Here is a 25,493-nt window from a genome sequence, read left to right as displayed (position 1 = left end):
ACCCCATCCGGGGTCTCTCCCTCATGCTGTGACCTTTGAAGATTTCCATGAGGTCCGCAACGCACGCTGGTTTCCGTTCCTCCCACAGCGATGCAGGTCCTTCCAGTCTGCGGGGGGCAGTTTAGACTCACGCGGCTTAGCCATTGCGGCCTTGGCCGTTGGATACGCCCTAGCCACGCTGGCATTGATCAGCACGCTGGGGTTCATACCCACAGCGGTCCAGCAGCTCTCGAGGTAGTGCCCGCGTCTCGTCACAAACGCGCCCCTCCCGTCATCTGAATATGATTCTTGACACCCCGAAGCTGCTCTCCTAGTCTCGACAAACGGCGCGCGTCGACAACGCACCTCGAGTCCTTGTTTGCCAGCTTCTCCTCGAATAGACCGGGTCAGTGCAGCGAAAAAGGACCTTGCCGCTAGCCCCGCCCCGCACCCAGTGGTGGAACACGAAGACGGTCACATCCAGCGTCTTTGGGGTGCTCCACCGAAGCTCCCGACCTCACAGGGCGGCGCCATCCACACGGGGCCATGGATCCTTCCCGCCTGCACCATAGTGCCGTAACCCGATGCCCCCGTACGGCTATTTCCTTTGAGCTAGGACATAGAATGCCTATCCAAGCTGAACAATTCAACATTCCTGCCCACATTTTGGCATTGACCGACGAACCACGCCCTCTGGTGGGATCAATGGGACAAAGCATGTCCACAACGGTCTTGCCCGTGGTAGAGGGAACCAGACGGCAAGAAGACGATCAACAGTTCCACTACGGACCATCAGGTGAGCAATCAGCCCGGGGTTTCGCCCTTTACGTGGGCGTCGATGAATCAGCAGCCCAAGCAGCCGGAACATCAGTTTCGGCAGTGGCCCGGGAGACGTGCGTGTTTGGACAGTTCCTGGTGGGCGGGTTGGAGATCCATGCAGCGGTGGCACTCGGGCCAGCAAATGCTCGCGGAGGTGCACTTGAGAGTGTATTTGCTGCTCTCGGTGATCCTAGGCGGCACTTCGGGCAACTGCCAGCCAAGGAGGAACCGGCAGGTGGCGAAGCGCAAGCCTGGAACGTGGGGGTGGTGATCGATGTATCAAGACGAAGCGTGCATTTGGACGGTGTCCCCGTGCGCCTGACGCCCGTGGAATTCAGCCTGTTGACCTACCTTATGGGCGCCAGCATGAGAGCCGTGTGCAGGCAAGAACTCCTGTGCCACGTCTGGAGCGACGGCGCCAGCATTCCGAGCGACCGCACCATTGACGTGCACATTCGCCGGCTCCGGAACAAGCTGGGGCGATTTTCCAAGTCAATCCGGACTGAGCGAGGTGCTGGATACCTCTTTCACTCCCATCCGGAGATTCGCCTGTTCACACCGGAGTACGTGATTTAGGGCGCCAAGAGTCCGGTTAGATTTCTTACCACTGCTCTTGGTGCGATTTCAGAGATCGTCTTCGGGCCGGGCGGCGAGGATACGATCGGCGCTGACCTGCAGAATGCCGAGCGACTCCTGGATCAGGGGCGATGCAATGCTGCCCCTTCGCACTGCAGCGACAATACGGCGGGTGGGCTTCCCCTTGCCGGTAATGCGCAGTCGAACTACGTTTTCGGCACTACGAAGTGGCGCCAGTCGCGGCAGCAGACCCACGCCCAGCCCCGCACCAACGAAGGCGATCTGGGTTTCCCATTCAACGGCCTCATGGGCAATCCGCGGTGTCACCCCCACTGCTGTGAACGCCGCAGTGAATAGCGAGTGGTAGGTGGAACCGGCGGTCTCGGTAATCCAGGGTTCCGATGCCAATTCTTCGAGCGTCACCGTTTCCCGCGATGCCAACGGATGGTTGGAGGGGATGATGACGTCCAGGGGATCGTCGAGCAGAACGGTCTGCTCGAAACGCGGATCGTCCTCAACATAGGTTTCGGACTGCATGGCGACGATGACCGCGAGATCGATCCGCTCGGCAACCAACAAGTCGAAGCAACGGTCCGGGTTGGCCTCGAGCACCTGCACCTGGAGCTGGGGACGTGTTGAGCGCAGGGTGGCGGCCAGCGGCGCGAGCAACTGGGCGGCCGCAGTGGAGAAGCCGCCGAGGCCAAAATGAGACTGCACCTGGTCGCCGGCCTCCATGGCCGCGGCGCGCAGGCTCTCCCATTCGGCAATGAGGGTGTCCGAGCCCGCCACGAGAAAACGGCCAGTGGCCGTCAACCGCACACCCCGACCGTCCTTCGTCAGCAGCTGCATTCCAAGCACACGCTGGAGCTCCCGAAGTTGCGATGAGACGGCGGAGGGAGAATACCCTGTGAGCTCCGCAGTTGCGCCAATGGTGCCGCATCTGGCAAACACCCGAAGTGTGATGAGTCTTGCATCGATCATGCACCCATTGTGCATGGTGATCTTCAGAATGTTGCGCTTTTGTTGCAGTTCAATCGTCCCTAATGTCTTGAGTACAAGGTTTTCGACAACGCCGCATGCACCGTCGCATCCGTGGCCGCCTCGAATCGTCACTACCCACGCCTCCCGGGAGGAAACACATGTCTGCTCCAGTTTTGCCCCTCAATTCACGCGGAAAACTCGCCTCATCTGTGCCTGCCGAGCAGCTGGCGGAAATCACCGAGTTGTTCGATTTCCGGCGCGTGGGATATTCCCTCGATGCCCCCTTCTACACCGATCCGACGATTTTCAACGTCGATATGCAGGCCATCTTTGGACAGCACTGGATCTATGCCGCCAGCATCGCCGAGCTCCCGGAGCCGGGCGACTACGTCACCGTCGACTACGGGCCCTACTCCCTGATCGTGCTGCGCAACGACGACGGCGGCGTGAACGTCCTGCACAATGTGTGCCGCCACCGCGGCGCCCGCGTCCTGACCGAACCCGCGGGGTCAACCGGAAACCTTGTATGCGGCTATCACTCGTGGACCTACTCCCCCGATGGCAATTTGATCCATGCTTCGGCCCCCGGGGAGACGAAGTTCGACAAGGGCTGCTTCGGCCTCAAGCGCGCCCACAGCCGCGTGGTCGCCGGACTCATCTTCGTCTGCGTTGCGAACGAACCGCCGGCGGACTTCGACGAAACCTCAAAGATCTTCGAACCGTACCTCGCACCCCACGACCTGTCGAAGACGAAAGTCGCCTACCAGCAGAACATCATCGAGGAGGGCAACTGGAAGCTCGTCATGGAGAACAACCGTGAGTGCTACCACTGCGACGGCCACCCGGAGCTCGCCTGTTCCCTCTTTCCCACCTGGGGACTGACGGAGGGCCTGATCCCGGCCCATCTCGAAGAAGTATGGGACCGCAACAAGGAAGCGCAGGCCTCGCTTGAGGAGCGCTGCCGCCGCTATGGCCTTCCCTACGAGGTGGTGGAAGAGCTCGACACGCGCATCGCTGGAATCCGCATCTCCAGGGAATCGCTTGATGGCGACGGCGAATCGTTCTCCCCCGATGGGCACAGGCTTTCCAAGAAGCTGCTCGGTGACTTGCCGGACTTCCGCCTTGGCCGTTGCTCGATGCACCTGCAGCCCAACAGCTGGTTCCATTTCCAGAGCGACCACGTCATCACGTTCGGCGTCTTCCCCGTCAACGAACACCAGACCCTGGTACGCACCACCTGGCTGGTAGCTGACGACGCCGTGGAAGGCGTTGACTACGATCTGGACAAACTCACCTACACCTGGAAGCAGACAAACCTGCAGGATAAGGCGTTCGTGGAGCTGTGCCAGACGGGCGCCGGCAGCCCTGCCTACGAGCCCGGCCCGTACATGAAGAGCGAGTACCAGGTAGAGGCGTTCATCAACTGGTACGTGCAGCGCGTGCAGGAACACCTGGCATGATAGAACTCCTCACCGAGACGGCAGTCCAGGAGCCACAGCGAATTCGCGGTCTTGAGATGCCGTGGAACAGGGTGATGGGCAGCACGGAGGCACCCGCCCGTGCTGCCCGTGCTCTGGGCCCCTGGCATCCACAGGAGTTCATGGCCGAATGCGTGGAGACCGTTCCCGAGGCGGGCGGCCTCATGACCTTCGTATTCCGCCGTTGCGACGGTGCGCCCTTGGCGTTCCGTGCGGGCCAGTACGTGAACGTGGCTTTTCCGGTGAACGGCGAGGACCAGGATCCGGTGGACCGCAGCTATTCGCTGTCCAGCTCCCCGACTGAGCCGTGGACCTTCAACATCAGCGTCAAACGCGACTCCACAGGACTGGTTTCACCATGGGTGCACGAGAATGTTAAACCCGGCACTGTGCTCGAGATGCTCGGACCGGTCGGCGCATTCCACTTGCCGGATGCCGACCGGCGGGCACGGTATCTCTTGCTGGCCGCAGGCGCAGGCATTACCCCCATCATGTCCATGGTGCGGACCATCCACTCCCTGCCCGGACATGCAGATGTTGTGGTGCTCTACCACGGAGCGGAGGCCGGAGGCTTTGCTTTCCACAAGGAGCTGGCCTACATCGCGTCCGTGGACTCGCGCATCAAGGTCTTTTACTCCCTGGGCGACCGCAACAAACCCGAGGGGTGGGAAGGGCTCAGCGGAAGGCTGACGGCAGCCATGCTGGATGAGGTGGCCCCCGATGCCAACGGCCGCCAGGTCTATGCCTGTGGCCCCGAGGGTTACTTGAATACTGCCACCGATCTCCTGGGGAAGGTTGGCGTCGACGACACTTCCATCTACATGGAATTTTTCTCGGGAGACCGTCAGACGCTCCTTGAATATCAGGCGGAGCTCGCGCTCGCAGTGGACATTGCCGAGGAGATCGCCGAGGAAATCGCCGATTCCGCCGAGGACTACTACGAAGGCCAGCCCACCGCGTTCGGACTCTACGAGCCCGGCTACGACGCCGACGGTCCCCTCAAGGCCACAGGGTTCCCGCTGGAAGCCATGGACCCGAACTCACCCGATTCCGGGGACTCCGACGGCGGTTCGGCTGCGGAAGCGGAGGCAGCGTCACCCGATGCTTCGAGCTTCGACACAGTCGGAACGGGCAGCCTCACCTTGTCCTTCATGCGAACCGGCATTAACGTGCGCATCGACCCCACCGAGCACATCCTGGGTCCGGCCCAGCGTGCGGGCGTCAGGATCGGCGCGAACTGCAAGGAAGGCATGTGCGGCTCCTGCAAGGTCGTCAAGCTTTCCGGGGAGGTCGAGATGAACCACCAAGGCGGGATCCGGGCACGGGAAATCGATGCGGGCAAGTTCCTGCCCTGCTGCTCCACCGCACGGACCGACATGGTGATCGATGCCTAGCCGCTTCCAGCAGCTCTAGGCCGGGGCGGGAAGTCTCGCCCCAGCCTAGAGCTGTCTCGGCGACGCAGCAGCAGGTTCTCGACCAGGGCGGTCATCCGGAGCGTGTGTTGTTCTACTACTAGGGGCGTGCAAGAAACAAGAGTCGAATTGACCTTCTTGACCGATACAGAAGCACCTTGCTACTATATCGGTACAGAAACCGATTCGAGAGGAGTATTCTCATGGAAACCCTTCAGTACTCAGCACATACCCCGGCCTTCACGGCCAGCCTTGCGCAGTCAGCCATGCCGGACGCTCCCGTCATTCCCGAGGAAGCAGGAGCGCATCACGCTGGTCTGATCCTGCGTGTTCGCGTCGCCGTGTCTTCGGGTCTCCTGTGGGCGGCGAAGGCCGTGGCTCCGTCTGGCGCTCCCGCCGCAATGGCGACCATGAGGGCGCTGGGCTGAAATACTGGCTGGTATGGGAAACGTGACGCTGCAGACCATCGCCGACCATGTGGGGGTGAGCCGGATGACGGTGTCGAACGCTTTTTCACGCCCCGACCAGCTGTCCGCGGAGCTCCGTGACCGGGTCCTCGCTGCGGCCACGGAGCTCGGCTACGTCGGACCCGACCCCCGGGCCCGCGCGCTCAAGCGGGGAAACACGGGGGCGGTGGGCGTGCTACTGACCAAGTCCCTCGCGTACGCATTTACGGACGATGTCGCGATGCGCTTTTTCGGCGCAATCGCCGAAGAAGTCACCAGCCAGGGCCTTGCCCTGACGCTGCTGTCGGCCGACGAAACTGGAACACATGTGCCAGCGCGGGACGTTGGCATGGACGGAGCGCTGGTCTACTCCTGCGACCCGACATCCCCGGCCCTGGGTTGGCTGCTGAAGCGCCAACTGCCCCTTGTCTATGTCGACCAGGCCGAACAGACGGATATCCCCAGCGTCAACGTCGATGATTACCGTGGCGCGCAGGCCGCCGCACGGCACTTGCTGGATCTGGGCCACCGGAAAGTTGGCCTGCTGTACAGCGCCCCAGAGCCGGAGATTGCCATTGATCAGGCCCCCGATCCATCCCTGCTGCCACACGCCGTCCGACAACGGTACCTGGGCTGGAAAAACGAACTGGACAAGGCAGGCGCCACCGCGCGCACCGCAGCGGTGCCCATGGGCGGGCGCGAGCAGCACTACGAGGCCGCCCGGCAACTCCTCAGTCTTGGCGAAAGGCCGACCGCTGTGCTGTGCTTCTCCGACGTCATGGCAGCGGAGGCCATCCGCGCAGCACACGACCTGCAGCTCCAGATACCGGAAGACCTATCAGTTGTAGGATTCGACGACAGCCCGGTAGCGATGCAGCTTCGCCCAACACTGACCACGGTGAAACAGGACTTCGCTGAGAAAGGCCGTCTGGCGGCCAAACTCATGACAGACGCCCTGGCGACCAAGGCAGCCTCAGCACCCGCCAGGCACTATCTGTTGCCAACAGAGCTCATAGTCCGGGAAAGCACAGCACCGCCACGCGCAGCAACACGTTGACCGACGACCCGGGATGTGGCGATTGACTGGCAAGAATGCAGAGCAGCAACGCAGGGTGCGCAGCAAGCCATCATTGGGGTCTAAAGCACGGGAGTTAGAAGTAGCTGGGCGGCTGGGTGCGGGTCGTCGGCCATCGACCACTCTGCGGCCGCCCGGAAGCCCTGCGGAAGTGGCTGGCACGGGCGGCTCAGTCGTGGCTCTTCACCTGGGACGACGATTCCCACCTCATTCACGATGACAGTCACAATGCAGTCGTTTGTGCTTCGAAGCTGGCGACTTCTTCGAGAATGATCGGTGCGGCGGCGGTGATGGCTGCATAGATGCCCGATAACGCTGGCGATTTCCATGACTTCGAGTATTTCCTCGATCGTGGCGCACAGTCAGTCTGCTTCGAGAAGCCACCTGAAGCTTGATTCCAGGGAATCCGCCCGGCGGAACACCCGGCGCAACGGCGCCCAGGGGACGACGGCGGGAGGTACCGCCGTCGTCCCCTGCCCGGTTCTAGTTCTTACTGGTCAGACGCCTGGTCCGCACCGGCCGCTGACACTAGCGGTCCGAGCACCAGACTTCCTGGGGTGAACTCCTCACCGCAGTCCGCACACGACACCACCGGCTTCAGGTCGGCCCCGCAACTGTGCCGGTACGAGGCACGGGGTGTCTCGTCGCGCATCCATGTACTGCTCCACGCTGCGAGTGAAATGAGGATGGGCGCGACCTCGGCCCCGGAAGCTGTGAGGTGGTACTCGTAGCGCGGGGGGCGCTTGGAGTACTGGACACGCTCGACCACGCCTTGGCTTTCAAGCGTGCGCAGTCGTCCCACCAGGATGTCTCGGGACGCACCAGTATTTCGCGCGATCTGATCGAACCGGTGAACGCCCAAGGACATCTCGCGAAGCGCCAGCAGCGCCCACCGCTCCCCGAGCACATCGAGCCCCGCCGCGATGAAACACGCCCTAGGCGCATCTACTGCCATGTCGGTCGGCCGATTCATCCTGCACCTGCTTTCGGTAACTTTCTTCAAGTATACAAGTCAGTTGGAAAATCCAACTCACTCCACTACTCTGATGTCCTGAGGTCGCTACAACCGCGTCCGCCCATTTGAGATCAGGAGAATCCATGCCACTGCTATCTGGCGCCGTCGTCCTTGTTACCGGCGCAAATGGAGGCCTGGGCCGCGAGCTCGTGGACCAGGCCCTCGCACGAGGTGCTGCGAAGGTATACGCGACGGCCCGCCGCCCGCAAGAGTGGAACGACTCCCGGGTAATCCCCCTCGCCCTCGATGTCACCAACCCTGACTCGATCCGGGCCGCCGTTACCCAGGCCCAGGACGTCACCGTTCTGATCAACAACGCCGGCATGAGCGTCGAATCGGACACGTTCTTGGCACTCCCCGAAGAGAAGGTCCGGGAGGTCATGGAGACCAATTTCTTCGGACCGGTCGCCTTGACCAGGGCATTCGCACCGGTACTCGCCGCGAGCGGGACATCAGCGGTCCTCAACATCCACTCGGTGCTCAGCTGGATCGCACTCACCGGCGCCTACAGTGCATCAAAGGCCGGGCTGTGGTCGGCGACCAACTCCTTCCGCGTGGAACTGGCCCCCCAAGGCACGCACGTCACGGGTGTTCACGTCGGCTACATGGACACAGATATGGCCAAGGGCGTGAATGCCCCGAAGACCTCCCCCGAGGAAGTCGCGCGAAAGTCGTTCGATGGGCTCGAGCAGGGGGATTACGAGGTCATCGTGGACGAAATCAGCGCCGGAGTGAAGCGCGGCCTGTCTGGCTCGATCTCGGATCTGTACCCTGTACTGGCAGCCAACATCCCCGTATGACCACGACAAAGCCTGAAGACCGGCAGAGCTCTAAGGAGGAAACCCCGGTGACAACCAACACCTCGGCGCAACGCTCGGAAACCTTCACCTGGATTGATCCGGCAATCGCGCTCGAACAACTGCCACGACTGTCGGGTCTGGACTACTTTTCCGGCCTCCGCGACGGCAGCATTGCGCCGCCGCCGATCGCTTCCCTCATGAGTTTCGATCTCGTCGATGCCAGGCACGGACACGTCGAGTTCCAGTGCTCGCCGGGAGAAGCGCACTACAACCCCCTCGGAGTGGTGCACGGCGGCTTGGCCTGCACGCTCCTCGACACAGTGCTCGGCTGCGCAGCCCACACTACCTTGGAGGCAGGGATCGGCTACACCTCTATCGATCTGGCGGTCAAGTACCTGCGACCCATCACGCTCCAGAAGGGTGCCCTGCGCGCAGAGGGGTCAGTCGTAAAATCCGGCTCGCGCGTGATCTTCACCGAAGGCCGCCTCCGCACCGCCGACGGAGAACTCCTGGCCACCGCCACGAGCACGCTGCTCATCTTCCCCCACCAACCGGGCGCTCTGGCAAAATGACTGATACCGGCACCGCCCCTGCCCTGACGCCTGCCCCTCAGGATCGCGCAGTGCCGGTCTTGGCGGCGGCTGGTCCGCCGCGAGGAGCTCTCTCGGGTTCCCTGATGTGGCCGGAGGAAATCTTCTAGGGGCAGCGGACTCGCTGTGGCTGATCCCGAGGGGCGACAGTGTGGAGCTGAGAGGTACAAGCTCCCGTAAATGCCGGAAAACGCCAGTGGGGCAGTGCCGGGCGGTTCCGTTGATGGATCGCGGTTCAGCTCCCTATTCCGAGATGTGGTCGAGGTTATTCCTCTGTGCGACTGTCTTGATGTGCGTCCCAAGCTGGTTGAGCCGAGGGCCCCTCTAATACAGATTAGTTGCGTAGGAGATTTCATCCAGGAGGCGGCATTCAGACCAGCCAACGCCACCAGCGTGACCGCTCCGGTTCCGGCGTCGATTCCGGCTCCGGCTCCTCGCCCAAGGCCAGCGCGGCCTCGACAATGTCGTCCGCTGTGAGCGTCATGACGGCCTCACGATCAAGCGCGTCGAGACTTTGCTCCTCGTCGAGCGACAGCCGCAGCGCCTGACGGTTGAGCGCCTGCTCGAACAAGGTGCGGGCGAACCGGGCGTTGCCGGAGTCCTCGCCCGCGTGCAGCCCCGTGAAGATGCGCCGCAGCATCTGGTCCGCACCCGGCTCCAGCCTATATTCGTGCTGGGCCAGCATCTGGTGGAAGATCATCTGGAGTGCGTCGACGGAGTAGTCCGGAAACGTGATCTCGCGGGCGAACCGGGATCGCAGTCCGGGGTTCGAGAGCAAGAAGGACTCCATCAGCCGCGGGTACCCGGCCACGATCACCACCAGGCGGTGGCGGTGGTCCTCCATCCGCTTGAGCAGGACCTCGATCGCCTCGGGGCCGAAGTCCATCCGGCCGTCCTCCGGGGCCAGCGCGTAGGCCTCGTCGATGAACAGGACGCCGTCCAGTGCACGCCGGATCACCCGGTCCGTTTTGATGGCGGTCGCGCCGACGTACTGCCCCACCAGACCCGAACGGTCGACTTCGACCAGGTGGCCTTTCTGCAGCAGACCGACCGCGCGGTACATCTCGGCCAGAAGCCGCGCCACGGTGGTCTTACCCGTGCCCGGGTTTCCGAGGAACACCAGATGCTGTGATGTGGCAACCTCCGGCAGGCCGTGCGCCTTACGGCGGGCCTGGACCTGGAGCAGTGCGACGAGGGCCCGCACCTGTTCCTTCACGGTCTCCAGTCCGACCAGAGCGTCGAGCTCAGCCTGCACCTCGGACAGCGGCCGGGCCGGCCCGGGCCTCGCACCGATGAGATCGCCGACCAGGTCGTCGACGCGCTCCGACCTGGACAGCTTGAGCTGATCGGCCAGATGGCCGATGGTTTCGCGCAAGTCGTCGAGCGGATTGCGGCTGGCAGCCATGCATCCACTGTAATACTCGATTCCCGACCGGCGTGGGGTTGGCCACCAGAACCAACTCCCTTTCGGTCGCAGTACTCAGGCGGTACAGACGGTCTCTGTCGGATAGTGCTGGCACTCGCCGTGCTTTCGGTGCTCAATACGGCGAGCAGCCGGGTGCCACAGGTGTGAGGCGACCCACCCTTTCCAGGCGCGATTTGCCCCTGCCTAAGCCCGCGCAGGCCTAGAGGCCGGTGGCGGCGAGAGCCTCGTCGTAGATGGACAGCGCCTGGGCCACTTCTTCGGCGGTGACGACGGCGGGCGGAACCACGTGGATGCGGTTTTCAGCGATGAAGGGCAGCAGTCCGCGGCCGAACAGCTCAGCCTTGAGCCTGCCCATGTACTCGGCGGTGACCGGCGTGCGGGTGCTGCGGTCCTGCACGAGTTCGAGGGCCCAGAAGACCCCGCGGCCGCGGACTTCGCCGATGACGCCGTGCTTTTCTGCAAGCGCCTGCAGGCCCGGTTCCAGGTGGTCGCGTCCGATGCGTGCGGCGTTGCCCACGATGTCTTCTTCTTCGAAGGCTTCGATGGAGGCGACGATGGACGCCGCGGCGATCGGGTGCCCTGAATAGGTCAAGCCGCCCGGGAAGACGCGTTCGTCGAAAGTGGCTGCAATGTCGCCGGAGATGATGACGCCGCCCACCGGGATGTAGCCGGAGTTGACGCCTTTGGCGAAGGTAATGAGGTCCGGTGTCACGTCAAAGGCGTCGAAGGCGAACCAGTCTCCGGTGCGACCGAAGCCGGCCATCACCTCGTCGAGGATCATCACGATGCCGTACTCGTCGCACAGTGCCCGCACGCCCTTAAGGTACCCCGGCGTGGGAACCAGGATGCCGGCGGTACCGGGAACGGTTTCGAGGAGAACGGCGGCAACCGAGTGCGGTCCTTCGGCCTGGATGACCCGGCGCAGGTGGTGCAGCGCCCGCTCGGTTTCCTGCTCAGGGGTTTCCGCCCAGAACTCCGAGCGGTAGAGGTACGGTCCGAACACGTGGACGTGGCCGCGGGAGTATTCATTGGGGATGCGGCGCCAGTCCCCCGTTGCCGCAATCGCGGCGCCCGTGTTGCCGTGGTAGGAGCGGTAGCCGGAAATGACTTTGTCGCGGCCGGTGTGCAGGCGAGCCATCCGAATGGCATTCTCATTCGCGTCTGCGCCGCCGTTGGTGAAGAACACCTTGTCCATGTTTTCGGGGGCGTGGGACAGGATCTTGGCCGCTGCCGTCGCCCGCACGTGGTTGGCGTGTGCCGGAGCCACGGTTGCCAGGCTTGTAGCCTGCTGGGCGATGGCGGCGATCACTCTCGGGTGCTGGTGGCCGATGTTGGTGTTGACCAACTGGCTGGAGAAGTCCAGGAAGGTGTTGCCGTCGTGGTCCCAGATGGTGCTGCCGGAGCCGCCGGCGATGGCCAGGGGGTTGAGGGACTTCTGCGCAGACCAGGAATGGAAGACGTTCGCCCGGTCGAGGGCAACGACGTCGGCATTGCTGAGGCCTGCGTTATCGATTGCTGTGTCCAGTAGTGCCGGGCTGGCGACCATGACGGTTCCTCTCGGTGGATGGATTGGGAAGTTCCTTCATCATCCGGTCCCAAGGGGTCGAGGCGCAGTATACGTTTGTACAATCAATCCAGTTCTGTTCGACGTTTTCACATCATGGGGTCCCTAATGCCACCCAGCCTGAACATCCTCCTCCGCAGCCGGTCGCTGAAGCTTCGACTGGTTGTGCCCGACCTTGGCTCCCCACAGCTCGAAGAACCGATCAGCTGGGTGCACAGCTCTGACCTTGAGGACCCCACACCGTTCCTGGACCCGGGCCAGCTGCTGCTCACCGATGGAACACAGTTCCCCATCGCCGGAGCGGGTGGTGATGGGGCCGGAACGACGACGGCGGAACAGGCACCCGAAGCCCCGCCGCGGAAAGTGCCGAACGGCCGGGGATATGAGGACTATGTTCGCCGGCTGGTGGACCATGGAATCGTGGGCCTCGGCTTCGCGACGCAGGTCATCCACGGGACATTGCCGCCGGGCCTTGAGGAGGCGTGCCGAAATCAGGGCCTGCCCCTGGTGGAAGTTCCGGACCGCACGCCATTCATCGCTATTATCCGCATGGTGGCCGACTACCTCGCGAGGGAAGAACATGCCCGGGCGGAGTGGTCACTGCAGGCGCAACGGGCCATTTCCCGTGCAGCGCTCCGGCCGGACGGCCTGACTTCCATCCTGGGCGAACTCGAACGGCAACTGCACAGTTGGGTGGCCCTGTACGACGCCGCAGGCAACTATGTCCGGATGCCGCGGAACCGTCCCGTACCCGCAAACATCGCTGCCCACGTTGGCCAGCGGGTACGGGACGCACTGGACCTTGGCACGCGTTCGGCCTCACACCTGGACATCGAGGGCCAGTCGGTGACACTGCAGACACTCGGCCGTAAGGGCAGTCTTCGGGGAGCACTGGTTTTGGGCGCCATCGAACCCCTGGATCCCGCGAGGGCGGACATCGTCAACAGCGTCATCGGCCTGGCCAGCCTGGCCCTGGAACAGGCTCGCACCCTTGACACTGCCCGCAGGCACCTCCGCGCCGGCGTCTTTGAACAGCTGCTGGCGGGCAGCACCGACGTGGCCCTCCGGACCGCGCGGCAAGTGTGGGGCCAGCTGCCGCGCGAACCGCTGCTGGTGACGGCCTCACGCCAGGACAGTCCTGCGCCGAACCTGCTTGAGGCCCTGGAACTCCTGTCCGACGATTACCGCGGCGCTGTGTTCTATGCGGTGCGCGGTGACCTGCTGATAGTCCTCGCGGCACGGGCCCACCAGGACAAGGTCCTGGAACTGCTTGAACGCCACGGTGCAGTGTGCGGTGTCTCGGCGGAAACCGCCATGAGTGGCCTGGCGGATGCCCTCGAGGAAGCCACGCGGGCGGTGCGCCGTGCCGCGGAGCTGGGCCGCGCCGTCGTCACATTCCCAGAACTGTCCGACGGCGGGATGCTGGGATTGCTGCGCGAAGAGAAGGCAGGGCCGGTGGCCCGCGGGCTGCTGCAGCCGCTGATTGCCCACGACGCCGCCGAACAGACTGAACTGCTGGAGACTGTCCGCGAATGGTTTGCCAACAACTGCGTCTGGGACAAGACCGCCAGACGGCTGGGCGTCCACCGGCATACCCTGCGCAACAGGATAGACGCCGCCGGCAGGATCCTTGGCCTGAACCTGGACGGCGTGCGCGACCGCCTGGAACTCTTCGCCGCGGTGCAATTCCTGGATGAACGATAAAGGGACACGAAAGCTCCCGGCAGGCCTGCCGGGAGCTTTCGTGCCTACGGGCCGCTAGTTTTGCGGAAAGCCGAGGTTGATGCCGCCGTGGCTGGGGTCAAGCCAGCGCGAGGTGATGGCCTTCTCGCGGGTGAAGAACTGGAAGCCTTGCAGGCCGTAAGCCTTGGAGCTGCCGAAGATCGAGTCTTTGAATCCACCGAAGGAGTAATAGGCCACTGGCACCGGGATGGGGACGTTGATGCCCACCATGCCCACCTCCACCTCGTTCTGGAAACGGCGGGCAGCTCCGCCGTCGTTGGTGAAGATCGCAGTACCGTTGCCATAGGCGCCGGAGTTGATCAGGTTCAGGCCTTCCTCGTAGCTGCGGACGCGGACCACGGACAGCACCGGGCCGAAGATTTCCTCCTTGTAGACGCGTGAGGTGACGGGGACGTCATCGATCAGCGTCGGGCCCAGCCAGAAGCCGTTCTCGTCGCCGTCCACGTTGATGCCGCGGCCGTCCACCACCACCTTGGCCCCGTCTTCCAGTGCGACATCGATGTAGGCCGCCACTTTGTCGCGGTGCTCGCGGGTGACCAGCGGGCCCATGTCGCAGTTCCGGCGGCCGTCGCCGATCCGCAGCGTTGCCATCCGCGAGGTAATCTTCTCGATCAACTCATCGGCCACCGGCTCAACGGCGACCACCACGCTGATGGCCATGCAGCGTTCACCGGCGGAACCGAAGCCAGCGTTGATGGCGGCGTCGGCAGTGAGCTCAAGGTCGGCGTCGGGCAGGACCAGCATGTGGTTCTTCGCCCCGCCAAGTGCCTGGACGCGCTTGCCGTTCCTGGCGGCGGTCTCGTAGATGTACTGGGCGATCGGGGTGGAACCAACGAAGGAGATGGCTTTGACGTCCGGGTGTTCCAGAAGCCCGTCCACAGCTTCCTTGTCGCCGTGGAGGACGTTGAAAACGCCGTCCGGCAGGCCGGCTTCGGTGAACAGCTCAGCGAGCCAGTTGGCCGCCGTCGGGTCCTTCTCGCTCGGCTTCAGGACCACCGTGTTGCCGGCGGCGATGGCGATCGGGAGGAACCACAGCGGCACCATGGCAGGGAAGTTGAACGGGCTGATGATGCCCACCACTCCCAGGGGGGACTTGGTGGAGTAGACATCCACACCGCTGGAGACGTTTTCTGAGTGCTCGCCCTTGATCAGGTGAGGGAAACCGGTTGCGAGTTCGACGACTTCCTGGCCACGGGTAATTTCACCCAGAGCGTCAGAAACGACCTTGCCGTGCTCGGCGGTGATGATCTGCGCAAGTTCGCCCTTGCGTTCATTCAAGAGCTCGCGGAAGCGGAAAAGGATCTGCTGGCGCTTCGTGATGGACAGATCACGCCAGGCCGGGAAAGCCTTCTGCGCCGAGGAGATGGCGGCCTCAATGTCAGCGGCGTTGCCGAGTGCCACCCGCTTGGTCTCGATCCCGCGGGCAGGGTCGAAAACCGGAGCAGTACGGTCCCCTGAGGACGGTGCTTCCTCTCCACCAATCCAGTGGGACAGGACGGGAAGTTCTTGGTTGACTGACACGTTTCTTCTCGCTTTCGGGATGTTAGTACAGCAATGCCGGAGCGGCCTGGAGCCACGGTACTCGGAAGACGACCTCAAATGACCCACGACATTTGTCATGCATGTGAGCGACGTTTCGACACATGTATATAACAGTGGACGAAAGGCTTGGCGCTTAGCGTTTTGGCATCACCCGCACGCCCGAGGAGTCTTCATGAAGAGACACATGCCCACGTCCATCGGATTCGCTGCGGCAAATCTGTTCCCGTCCTGCACATTTCGACTGGAGGGCGCAGGCTTGGCCGGCAAATCCACGCCGTCGGGTAGCTCAGTGCCCGGGGCAGAAGTCTTGTTTCCGGCCGGAAGCTTGCGGGGCCTCAGACAATCAGGTTGAGCGTGAGTTCCATGGCGCCGAGGAAGAGTGCCAGAACCGATGTGCCAAGCCCAGCCACCAGGAGCAGACCGGGGTGCGCCAGACCCACCACGACGCGCCTAAGTTGGGGCGAATGCCGCAGGAATCGCTTGGGCAGCCGCGAATCCTGTGGGTTCTGGCGCCAGCCGCGAAGACGGCGAAGGAACCACGCGCAGCGCACAATGAGCGCCATCCACAACACCGACACAACTAGCGGGACCGCCGCCAGGAGCAGGTTGAACCCCAACGACGTCACCTCCCGCTCCGAGTTCCCGGCCAGTGCCTGCACCGTTGTGGAAATCGAGGCGCTGGCCACCACGGATAATCCCCACACCATAAACGCAGCCGTCAGCGCGAGGAACCGGACAAAGAAGTGCGCGAGCACCGATTCCTTTTGGGGCTTGAGGTACCGGCGCGGGGTCGCATGGAGCACGGCCACAGTGCAAGCCAGCGTGGGCAGGGCAGCCATGCCCACAAATATGTACCAGGTCCAGCCGGCCAGGTCTACGAACTCGTCAACAATGATCAGCGACGCCCAGAAACCCGTCCACGCCCAGCCTGCATGCAACGGATTCCGGACTAGCCAGGCGGGCGGCCGCTGAAGCAGCGGGACAGTCGGCGCGGTAGCAGACGGTGAGGCAGGGTCCGGGACCCCCATTTTTTTGGGCACAACAGCAGCAGGACCGACGCCAACTGGGCCGTCAGGCAGAGCCCCCGCCTTGGCGTGCCGCGGCTTTTGCTCCCCACTCGCCATGCTCATGGGCTCACTGTAGCAATGCGGAGACTGGGTCCGCCGTCGACCGTCCGCACGGTAGGTACGGGGCGGGCAGGCGAACCCTTTGCAGGATATCGGCGCCCTCGGACCCCCCTCTTGCCGGCACTTGGCGGAATCTCCATTACCCGGGGAACACGTCTCCATTTACTCGGCACAGACCGCCGAAATCCATGTTGACCGGACAGGAAGATGGCCATCGTGCGAACAGCGTGACGGACAGGACCAGGCCTTCCGTTTCTCCAATTCAGCGAAAGTCGCCGTCAAGTTTTTATTGTTATTACGTAAACTCTACGATAGTTTCTTTCTGTGACGCGATTCCCTGGAAAGGGGACGGGGGAATTTCGATGGCGTTATGACTGGATATAGCGTCCGTGGTCCCGCGAATAGCTGCGAAGTTCTGCTAAGAGGCGCAAGAGACCCGGCAGCTGGGGCCTGGCGCTCAAACGGGGCCGCCAGCTGTTATCTATAAGTTTCGTATTAACTCAGAAACTTTCAAAGGAGAAGGTTAGTGAAGGTTTTACAGTTCTGGTCAATTCCCACGGTGTTAGCGGTGGTCGCTTTGGGCGCGGTGACTGCACCAGTATCTTCGGCATTGGACTCCCCAGCCATCGACCTCCTGCCGGACGAAACCCATCAGGAAATTGAGGGGTTTGGCTATTCCACCGCCTTCCAGCGCCCGGCATGGATTCATAATCTGCCTGAGCAGACCCGGGAAGAAGTAGTGAACCTGCTTCTGGATCCTGAAGTTGGCGCGGCGCCAAGAATCCTGCGACTTGGAATCGGCGGGAGCCCGACGGCAACCGGCGACAAAATGATTTCCATCCAGCCAGCGGATCCGGGCGGCACCGGAGCTGAGCCCCAGTACATATGGGATGGCTGGGACAGCGGCCAGGTTTGGTTCGCGAAGGAAGCGCAGAAGCGAGGAGTTTCCAACTTTTACGCCGACGCCTGGACGGCCCCGGGCTATATGAAGACGAATGGAACGTACAACCAGGGAGGCACACTCTGTGGTCTCCAGGGCACCACCTGCGACAGTGGCGACTGGCGCACTGCCTATGCCAACTATTTGGTCCAGTATGCAAAGTTCTATGCCCAGGAGGGGATAGACATCGCCACGATCGGATTTACCAATGAACCCGACTACACCACCAGTTATGAATCGATGCGGTTCACCCCCGAGCAGGCGGCCGAGTTCGTCGCCCATTTCGGTCCATATGCTGAGAAGGCGGGGATTGAGGTAGCATGCTGCGACTCATTTGGCTGGCCTGCAGGAGAACAATACCTTGATGCCATCGAGTCCAACCCCGCAGCCCTCGAGCATCTGGATGTTTACACTGCTCATTCGTACGCGGGCCGTTCCAATTTTGATCCTCAGGCGCCGGTCCGTTCCTGGATGTCCGAATGGGCCCCGTCCAGTGTTAAAGACGGTTGGAATGAAGCATGGGACAGTGGGAAGGTCACTGATGGGATCCAAATCGCGGAGCACATTCATGACACCCTTGCCCAAGCCAACGCCAGTGCATACCTGTATTGGCTCGGGGCCTCCCGGGGCGGCACCGCAGCCCTCATGCAGATCAACGACACGGCCGGCACCTACCGCGTCTCCTCAAGGTTCTACGCGTACTCAGCTTTCAGCCGGTTCGTCAGGCCGGGTGCGGAACGCATCGGGGTTGACCACCAACTCGCCAACGCAAAAATCTCCGCGTACCGAAACACCGATGGCACCCAAGTAGTAGAAATCATCAACACAGGCACCGAAGCCCTCAACACAGACATGGACCTCAAGCTGCCCGTGACGGCGTATCTCACAGATTCCGCGCACAACCTGGAGGCCTCAAACGACATCGCCACAGCAGCCAGCGACCGCACCAGCCTGAAACTCCCGGCGCGCTCCCTCGTCACACTGGTCACCGGACCCGACCAGACATCGCCAGCCATCACCATCACCAACCCCCGGCCCGGAACCCATGTTGACGGCCCCTTGACGGTGAGCGGAACGGCCAGCGACGAGCAGGCGGGCATCGAGAAGGTCACCGTGGAGTTGCGACTGCCTGGGCAGCCGGGGACTGTAGCGCTTACCGCGGACGCCGTAGTGAGCAAGGAGCAATGGGAGACGCAGCTCGATACGTCGGTTCTCCAGCCAGGACCTTTTCAGCTGTTTTTCAGTGGCCGGGATCGCGCCGGTAATTCCACAACATCCCAAGCACCCGTCCCCGTCATAGTCCGCTGACGCCAGGCGCCCGGTAGGGGTCGCCGACTGACGATAACCCCTATCGGGCGGGCAAACGCAGGCTCACCCTGCTTCCAATCGGCATCACCGAGCCTTGACTACGCTCCCGCAAAACGAAGCGACGCCGGTGACGTGTACTTCCTCCGACCGGCGAGCGAACCACACGCCCGGGTTTCCGTCCCTGACGACCAGGAACAACCGGAACACCGCAGGTCACTCATCAAACGATTCAAAAGAATGCGAGAGAACAATGACAACGAAGCCATCCCTCCCCGCGATTAGCCGCCGCAATGTCCTGGCCGGCGGAATAGCTGCTGTGCCACTAGTGCTCGGGGCCGCATCATCCGGCAACGCCTATATGCCGCCTCAAGCGCGCAAGGGAACACTCGTGCTGGAACCGGGTCGGCTGCGACAGACCATCCGCGGCTTCGGAGGGATGACGCATGCCAAGTGGATCGGCGACCTCACAGAATCACAAAGGAACACCGCGTTCGACAACGGCAGCAACGACCTCGGACTCACGATCCTGCGGATTCCCGTAAATGAAGACAGGGCACATTGGGCCCTTGACCTCGGGACGGCGAAGGCAGCAGCAGCAAAAGGCGCACTGGTTTTCGCTTCGCCCTGGAACCCACCCGCCGATCTCGTTGAGTACTTCGACCACGACGGCGGGGTGCCGCAGGGCAGCCAGTACGAGGCGGAGGCCGGCGTGCTCGTCAACGCACATGTCGCCACCGATCATGCAGGTTACCAAGGCGGTGGCTACGTTCAGTTCGACGCTCCTTCGGCGGCGAGCGTCCAATTCAACGACATCGTCATCGGGTCCTCAGGGACCAAAAACCTGGCATTCCGGTATACCGCCCCAACAGGTGACGTACAAGTCGACATCTACGTCGCAGGCGCCCTCGTAGCGGCGGGGGTAACCTTCAGCGCCACGGCGGCCGGAACCTGGGCATGGAAATCGATTCAGGCCCAAATGACTCCGGGCAAATGGCCGGTCAAAGTGGTAACAACAGGTTCAGGGGGCCCAGCTCTCGATTACCTGATGGCGGCCGCATACACCCCTCCGGGTTCTGCCCGACGGCTGCGATACGACGCCTACGGCGCCTATGCACAGCACCTGAATGACTTCGTGCACTACATGCGGGACAACGGTGTGGAGCTCTACGGGATCTCGATCCAGAACGAGCCCGATTACGCCCACACTTGGACGTGGTGGACTACGGAGGAGCTGAACCGCTTCCTGCGCGACTATGCCGGTCAGATCGACGCACGCATTATCGCGCCGGAATCGTACCAGTATGTAAAGTCGGTGTCGGACCCAATCCTCAACGATCCTGCGGCTCTTGCCAACGTGGACATCATCGGCGCCCACTTATATGGGACCAAGTACCAGGACTTTACCTACCCGCTCTTCCAGGAGAAGGGTGCGGGCAAGGAGTTGTGGATGACCGAGGTGTACTACCCAAACAGCTCCAGTTCGGCAAACCTCTGGCCGGAAGCTCTCCGCGTGGCCGAGCATGTCCATCATTCTCTTGCGGACGCAGAGTTTCAGTCTTACGTATGGTGGTACATCAGACGGGGCTACGGCCCGATTCTCGAGGACGGATCCATCAGCAAGCGGGGCTACATGATCGCCCATTTCACGAAGTTCGTCCGACCCGGATACGCACGCATTGATACGACCAAGGAGCCCCAAGCCGGCGTGCTTACCTCTGCGTATATCGGCAACGATGGCCAAGTCGTCGTGGTCGCCGTCAACACAACGGCCGATGCTGTCACACAGCCAATAACCCTGGACGGAACCAGGGTCCGTCAGGTTCGGTCCTGGGTGACAGACTCCATACGCAGCCTTGAGAAGCAAACGGATATCTCCGGAACGGGAAATGGCTTCATCGCCGCGTTGCCGGCCCAGAGCGTAACGACATTCGTCCTCAATGCCTGACACCTGGCAGCCGCCGGCGCTATCCTGATCCCGCCATCTACATAATTTCAAAGGCAACCGCGGCGCCAGGCACAGACCGCTCCTCCTCCGGAGAATCCATCCCTCCCCCGAAAACATCGCCAATCCGTCCCGCCCTCTTATACGCACTAGTCTGAGCTCCGTCGATACGCCGCACCACTGCGGGCGGGGATCCCCAGCATGCTGAGCCCTCACTCCACCGCGAACCGCCAAGGCTCGGCGGTGTACTGCTCCTGCTCTCCGAGCCCAAGGAGGCGAAGGAGTTGCCGCCCTGACTCGGGTGATTCAGCGTTCCCGTGGCCTACTCGCCGCGGCTGATCTCCAGGTAGCTGAGGCCGCTCAGATCCAACCAGTATCGGGTTGGTGTTTCCACCAGCCTCAGCAGGACACCCTGGCAGTTGCGGCAGCGCACCACAATGCCGGGCGCGTCGGCGTACACAATGGCCTCACCAAAAGCCCTCACTGAACCGCAATGCCTGCAGCGTCCGAGCGCCGCGATGATGTCGATTCGGAACACTTCCGACAGCGCGCCGGCCGTTGCGTTACCATCCAGGTACGGAATCGGATCATGGGGCGGCGCTGCAATATCTTGGTCGTCCGAGTCAGGGACAACGAAATCGTCCGCGCCGTTCACTGGATACCTCCCGTCCCGCCAAACCGTTCGGTCTTTATCGACTCCACCGGGTAGCCGGCCACCACCAGCCAGTCCGCAACGGTCTCCACGAAAACCGTCTGGCCGCAGATGAACACATCCGGATTCTCCTCAGCTGGGAAGATCTTGCGCAGGAGTGTGTCCGACGTAAGGCGCCCCGGCGTACCCGGCCAGCCCTCCGGCGCCGAGCGCGTATAGACATAGTCGACCATCAGCTTGTCCGATTCACGGTCCAACCGACGCAGCTCTTCGCTGTAAAGCGAAGAATCCGGTGACTTGAGGGAATAAAGCAACCTGAAAGGGGACTCGTTGGTTGAAGCCTCATGAGCGCGGATCATCGACATCAACGGCACCACCCCTGACCCTCCCCCGATCAGTTGCACCCGCTTCCCATTCCCGGGCCGCCAGACAAACCAGCCGCCCACCGGCCCTCTGATTTCCAGCCTGTCCCCGACCGCAAGGTCGCGGACCAGATAAGGTGACACTTCGCCGTCGGGCAGCTCGTCAACCGTGATTTCCAGATGCTCATCCACACTCGCGGATGCCAACGAGTAAGAGCGGATCGCAGTGTACCCGTCCTCGGCGGTGAGGCGGACGTCGATGTGCTGGCCTGCCAGGTGACCCATCAAGCCACCCACGCGCAACCTGATGGTCCGGGCTGTGTCATTTTCCGGGACTCCGCCTACCACTTCGGCGACCTGCCATTGTGTGCTCACGAGACGTGCCTCATGAGTACCGCTCCTCGCGCCACGGGTTGCCGTGAAGATGATAGCCATTCGATTCCCAGAACCCGGGAAGGTCTTCCGCTGTCAATTCCAGGCCGCGAATCCATTTGGCGCTTTTCCAGAAATATAGCTGCGGCACCAAAAGCCGGGCCGGGCCGCCGTGGGCGCGTTCAAGACGTTGGCCATCGAATTCCCAGACCACCCAAGCCTTGCCGCCCAGGAGGTCCCACAGCGGAAGGTTGGTTGTGTAGCCGCCGAAGGAATGAGCTGTGGCGAAGTCGCAGGTGGTTTGGACGTTTTCGAAGAGCGTGTCCAATGAAACGCCACGCCACCGAGTTCCCAGTTTTGACCAGCTGGTCACGCAGTGAATGTCCGCGGTGACTGACTCCTGCGGCAAGGCCATGAATTCGCTCCAGGACCAAGAGAGCCGCCGGCCGGTCTCCGCGACGATGAAAAACTCCCATTCGCCGACGGGAATATGCGGAGCAGGCCCCGCCGTAAGCACAGGAAAATTCTGCGTTTCATGCTGCCCGGGAGGCAGTGCGGGATTCTCGGACCGGCGTCCACGGAAACCGGAAGAAACAATACCCATCATGCACCTCCGCAGTGGAGCCTCACCCCTGCCAGCAACAGTTGATGCCCCCAACGATAAGACAACGTTTGGACGTGGTCTAGGCATCAACTGTTTCAGCTCAGTGCGGGTGAAGGCCTAACCGCTGTAGGTGTCTGACCACCTCGGCGACGACAGTATGTTTGCCCATCACACCGCAGCCTCCACAGTGATATCGGCGAGCTGACCGAAGACTTCGCGGCCTCCGATGATCGAAACCTTGGTATCGATCCTGTCGAAATCTGCCAGGTCGGTCAGGTGCGGGTCGCTGCCGACAACGATCAGGTCGCCCAGTTTCCCCACCTCAAGGGTTCCCTTCTCGGTCTCCTGCCTGGTGGCATAGGCGGCGTCCGAAGTGTATGCGCGCAGGGCAGCCTGCACATCGACGCGCTCGGCATCATTGACCGGGACTCCATTCTTGTTGCGCAGCTCAAGCATGCATTTCATGGTGACCCAAGGGTTCGTCGTAAAAGGCTGTGCCCCGGCCGTATCCGAGTTCCCGGGAAGAATTCCCTGGATCGATCGGAGGGTCTTGATCGCATACTTGGAGGCTCCCGCCGGCAGCCGCTGTTTCGGCTCGTCCGGCTCGGCAAGGACGAATCCTGGGTTCGGTACCGCAATGCCGCCGGCTGTCACTAGGCGCTTTAGCTGCGCGGTACCGAAACTCTCGTTGAAGAAGTGCTCGATCCTCAGGCGGTGGTCCAGATCCGGATACAGTTCGTGGACACGTTCCACCGCTGAAACCGCAATCTCCTGCGCGAGGTCTCCGATGGCGTGCGTACAGACCTGGACCCCGTGTCTCGTAGCCTCGACGAGTTCTTGCACGAGCGTCGGATAAAGCCTGGTCTGACGAGGGGAAATGCGTGCCCGAGGTAGGACTCGAACCGCATTCTAACCCCTGCAAACACTAGGACACCGCGAAAACAGGCGGAATCCGCGGCGGTTCGCAGGTTGTAAGAGGCAGACCGAGGCAAATAGTGTGGACATTGTCCACACTCCCCTAGTTCAGTTCAGGGCACTTTGAACGGTAGTGGCCAGGGGTTCGGCAGTGTCCGCACTTTCGGACCTTGGCGTCCATCGCGGCTGGCAGATTCGCTCCCTGTTCGACAGCCGCGTACGACGGTGTTGTGGTTGGCTGCAGGTCGTCGAAATAACCTGGCGCGGCTAATGCATCTGCCGCTCGTTTCAGCTCCGCTAACTCCGCGGCGGTCAACACCTGATCTGCGAACGCAGCCTCGCGCATCATCTCCAGGAAACGCTCGTTCAGGCCCCGGACCTGTTCCGCGCCCATGCCTCCCTTACCGGCGACCTTGGCCAGTGCTTTCGCTTCGTCGCCGATAATCTTGCCGTCTTCCAGTGCGACAGCCAGCAACTCAAGGTACTCAGCGGCGGCAGCGTCACTTACGTCTCCTGCGCTGATGGGTAGCCGAGACACCAGTGAAGACATCCAACCGTCAGTACCTTTCCTCATAGCCACTGCCCGGGTTACCGGGCTTACGGCTCCCAACTGGTACGGATCGAACAGGCCACGGGCTGGGTCGTGTCCAAACTCAATGGCCCACTGGTAGCGATCAAGCATCAGGGGAAGCAAGGCAGCCGTTGCCCTGACATCACCGAGGGCAGCATGGGCGTCTACGAGCGGTATCCCGGCGTGATGGGCGAGCGTACCGAGCTTGTGGTTCGGAGTATCAAAGGTCTGCTGTCCCAGCCAGAGCGAGCAAAGGGCCGGCAGTGGGGGCGTAGCGAGGCCCGCACGGGCGAATTCAGCGGCGAAAAACCTCTCCTCGAAAACTGCGTTGTGCGCGACAATCACTGCCCCGTCTAAGCGCGCCAAGACCTCCGGCAGGACATCCGAGAAAAGCGGCGCGTTCTTAACAGCATCATTGCTAATTCCATGGACAAAAACTGCGCCCGTGTCACGACCTTCTGGATTGAGCAGCGTGGCGTACTCGTCTTCAATCCGCCCATTCTTATCAACCCGGGCAATCGCCAGTTCAATAACACGGTCACCCTTACCTGGAGAGAACCCAGTAGTTTCCACATCTATCACCGCGAAGGGACCGTCGTGGCTATAACCCCTTCCCGAGGAAGGGCCACCATAGCTAAACAGCTCACCAACGCGCCCGGGTTCGGCAAAACGCATCGGCTGGCCGTGGGCACGATCTGGCCGCTCAACGCGCGGCTGAGTAAAAATCAGTGGCTTGTTGGGCACTTCCACCTTGGCAGCTGCAGGCTGCACGGAAGCCGAACTGCTTTGAACCTGGCGCTTCTTTTTTCGACCTCGCCACCAGAAAAAGCCGACTACAAATAGCAGACCAACTACAACTTCCATGGGCACCCTTCATCGCGGCAAGAGCCTGATATTATCACCGCAATTCACTGACTCCGAAGAATTCATGTTTTGCTAATCGATGCCGGCCGGCGTCCGACTTTGCCCGTCATCTTCGGCGAACACGTTGTGCCGAGCCTTAAGCAATTTTCAGCGGACCACATTGACTTCAACGAAGCATGACGTGGACCAGGTAAATGCCGGCCGGAAGTCATGCCGCTTGAGCCGTCCTCATCGATGAATGAGCAAACACATCTTCTCTGCTTGTCATTCTGATATGGACCATGATCGCTGGGCAGGTCCTCCGCGCAACCAGGGCGCTACCGCGCCGGCCCCCGGCAACGAAAACTTCCCGGGGTGAATTTGGCTGGCTCCGGGACGAAGTTTTCGCTG

The 25,493-nt window shown here is 62.1% G+C and carries 21 protein-coding genes; 10 read left to right on the top strand and 11 right to left on the bottom strand.

What is annotated here, in order from left to right; translation table 11 throughout:
• The first annotated feature begins 603 nt into the window (after window positions 1–603).
• A complete protein-coding gene (locus ACFC25_RS16930; RefSeq protein WP_376047213.1) occupies window positions 604–1,374 on the top strand; it encodes a winged helix-turn-helix domain-containing protein in 771 nt (256 codons plus the stop codon).
• Window positions 1,375–1,422: 48 nt separating this feature from the next.
• Here ACFC25_RS16930 and ACFC25_RS16925 read toward each other — a convergent pair whose 3' ends face one another.
• Entirely contained in the window at window positions 1,423–2,355 is a 933-nt protein-coding gene (locus tag ACFC25_RS16925) for a LysR family transcriptional regulator (protein ID WP_337347313.1), read from the bottom strand.
• 158 nt (window positions 2,356–2,513) lie between these two features.
• Between ACFC25_RS16925 and ACFC25_RS16920 the strand changes: the two genes are divergently transcribed.
• The 4 genes from ACFC25_RS16920 (at window position 2,514) to ACFC25_RS16905 (ending at window position 6,748) form a co-directional block, all read left to right on the top strand.
• The gene (locus tag ACFC25_RS16920) at window positions 2,514–3,815 is read left to right on the top strand and encodes an aromatic ring-hydroxylating dioxygenase subunit alpha (RefSeq protein WP_337351315.1); all 1,302 of its coding nucleotides are present in this window, start codon (window positions 2,514–2,516) and stop codon (window positions 3,813–3,815) included.
• Entirely contained in the window at window positions 3,812–5,227 is a 1,416-nt protein-coding gene (locus tag ACFC25_RS16915) for a ferredoxin reductase (protein ID WP_376047210.1), read from the top strand. Before ACFC25_RS16920 ends, ACFC25_RS16915 begins: the two co-directional genes overlap by 4 nt.
• A 221-nt stretch (window positions 5,228–5,448) precedes the next feature.
• Window positions 5,449–5,673: a hypothetical protein gene (locus ACFC25_RS16910; protein ID WP_337347167.1), complete on the top strand. Its 225-nt coding sequence runs from the start codon at window positions 5,449–5,451 to the stop codon at window positions 5,671–5,673.
• A gap of 13 nt (window positions 5,674–5,686) precedes the next feature.
• Window positions 5,687–6,748: a LacI family DNA-binding transcriptional regulator gene (locus tag ACFC25_RS16905; RefSeq protein ID WP_337347166.1), complete on the top strand. Its 1,062-nt coding sequence runs from the start codon at window positions 5,687–5,689 to the stop codon at window positions 6,746–6,748.
• Window positions 6,749–7,256: 508 nt separating this feature from the next.
• Here the strand turns inward: ACFC25_RS16905 and ACFC25_RS16900 are convergent.
• Entirely contained in the window at window positions 7,257–7,739 is a 483-nt protein-coding gene (locus tag ACFC25_RS16900) for a winged helix-turn-helix transcriptional regulator (protein ID WP_376047207.1), read from the bottom strand.
• Window positions 7,740–7,864: 125 nt separating this feature from the next.
• Here ACFC25_RS16900 and ACFC25_RS16895 point away from each other — a divergent pair, with 125 nt between their 5' ends.
• Together ACFC25_RS16895 and ACFC25_RS16890 are read left to right on the top strand one after the other, a co-directional pair.
• Window positions 7,865–8,581 carry an SDR family oxidoreductase gene (locus ACFC25_RS16895; protein ID WP_337351320.1) on the top strand — a complete coding sequence of 239 codons (717 nt, stop codon included), beginning with the start codon at window positions 7,865–7,867 and terminating at the stop codon, window positions 8,579–8,581.
• The gene (locus tag ACFC25_RS16890; RefSeq protein ID WP_376047204.1) at window positions 8,578–9,153 is read left to right on the top strand and encodes a PaaI family thioesterase; all 576 of its coding nucleotides are present in this window, start codon (window positions 8,578–8,580) and stop codon (window positions 9,151–9,153) included. Before ACFC25_RS16895 ends, ACFC25_RS16890 begins: the two co-directional genes overlap by 4 nt.
• Before the next feature lie 388 nt (window positions 9,154–9,541).
• Here ACFC25_RS16890 and ACFC25_RS16885 read toward each other — a convergent pair whose 3' ends face one another.
• Window positions 9,542–10,576, bottom strand: a complete 1,035-nt coding sequence (locus ACFC25_RS16885) for an AAA family ATPase (protein WP_376047201.1) — start codon at window positions 10,574–10,576, stop codon at window positions 9,542–9,544.
• A gap of 220 nt (window positions 10,577–10,796) precedes the next feature.
• Window positions 10,797–12,143: an aspartate aminotransferase family protein gene (locus ACFC25_RS16880; RefSeq protein ID WP_376047198.1), complete on the bottom strand. Its 1,347-nt coding sequence runs from the start codon at window positions 12,141–12,143 to the stop codon at window positions 10,797–10,799.
• Window positions 12,144–12,269: 126 nt separating this feature from the next.
• Between ACFC25_RS16880 and ACFC25_RS16875 the strand changes: the two genes are divergently transcribed.
• A complete protein-coding gene (locus ACFC25_RS16875; protein ID WP_376047195.1) occupies window positions 12,270–13,865 on the top strand; it encodes a PucR family transcriptional regulator in 1,596 nt (531 codons plus the stop codon).
• A gap of 54 nt (window positions 13,866–13,919) precedes the next feature.
• Here ACFC25_RS16875 and ACFC25_RS16870 read toward each other — a convergent pair whose 3' ends face one another.
• Both ACFC25_RS16870 and ACFC25_RS16865 read right to left on the bottom strand, forming a co-directional pair.
• A complete protein-coding gene (locus tag ACFC25_RS16870; RefSeq protein WP_376047192.1) occupies window positions 13,920–15,425 on the bottom strand; it encodes a CoA-acylating methylmalonate-semialdehyde dehydrogenase in 1,506 nt (501 codons plus the stop codon).
• Between the two features lie 356 nt (window positions 15,426–15,781).
• A complete protein-coding gene (locus ACFC25_RS16865; protein WP_376047189.1) occupies window positions 15,782–16,576 on the bottom strand; it encodes a hypothetical protein in 795 nt (264 codons plus the stop codon).
• A gap of 523 nt (window positions 16,577–17,099) precedes the next feature.
• On the opposite strand from ACFC25_RS16865, the gene ACFC25_RS16860 reads away from it, so the two are divergent.
• Window positions 17,100–18,821, top strand: coding sequence for a glycoside hydrolase (locus ACFC25_RS16860; RefSeq protein ID WP_376047187.1), 1,722 nt, complete (start codon window positions 17,100–17,102; stop codon window positions 18,819–18,821).
• Window positions 18,822–19,071: 250 nt separating this feature from the next.
• Window positions 19,072–20,766, top strand: a complete 1,695-nt coding sequence (locus tag ACFC25_RS16855) for a glycoside hydrolase family 30 beta sandwich domain-containing protein (RefSeq protein ID WP_376047184.1) — start codon at window positions 19,072–19,074, stop codon at window positions 20,764–20,766.
• A 319-nt stretch (window positions 20,767–21,085) separates the two neighbouring features.
• Here the strand turns inward: ACFC25_RS16855 and ACFC25_RS16850 are convergent, their stop codons facing one another.
• The 5 genes from ACFC25_RS16850 to ACFC25_RS16830 form a co-directional block, all read right to left on the bottom strand.
• Complete coding sequence (locus tag ACFC25_RS16850) at window positions 21,086–21,418, bottom strand: DUF6510 family protein (RefSeq protein ID WP_376047182.1); 333 nt, start codon at window positions 21,416–21,418, stop codon at window positions 21,086–21,088.
• Window positions 21,415–22,152: a ferredoxin reductase gene (locus ACFC25_RS16845; protein ID WP_376047180.1), complete on the bottom strand. Its 738-nt coding sequence runs from the start codon at window positions 22,150–22,152 to the stop codon at window positions 21,415–21,417. Before ACFC25_RS16845 ends, ACFC25_RS16850 begins: the two co-directional genes overlap by 4 nt.
• Before the next feature lie 10 nt (window positions 22,153–22,162).
• Complete coding sequence (locus ACFC25_RS16840; protein ID WP_376047177.1) at window positions 22,163–22,753, bottom strand: molybdopterin-dependent oxidoreductase; 591 nt, start codon at window positions 22,751–22,753, stop codon at window positions 22,163–22,165.
• Window positions 22,754–22,921: 168 nt separating this feature from the next.
• Entirely contained in the window at window positions 22,922–23,596 is a 675-nt protein-coding gene (locus ACFC25_RS16835) for an amidohydrolase family protein (protein WP_376047174.1), read from the bottom strand.
• A 175-nt stretch (window positions 23,597–23,771) separates the two neighbouring features.
• Complete coding sequence (locus tag ACFC25_RS16830; protein WP_376047171.1) at window positions 23,772–25,103, bottom strand: PolC-type DNA polymerase III; 1,332 nt, start codon at window positions 25,101–25,103, stop codon at window positions 23,772–23,774.
• Window positions 25,104–25,493: the final 390 nt, after the last annotated feature.

The organism is Pseudarthrobacter sp. NPDC055928 (assembly GCF_042270935.1).
Taxonomy (GTDB): Bacteria; Actinomycetota; Actinomycetes; order Actinomycetales; family Micrococcaceae; genus Arthrobacter.
This window is presented reverse-complemented; position numbering and strand designations above follow the sequence as displayed.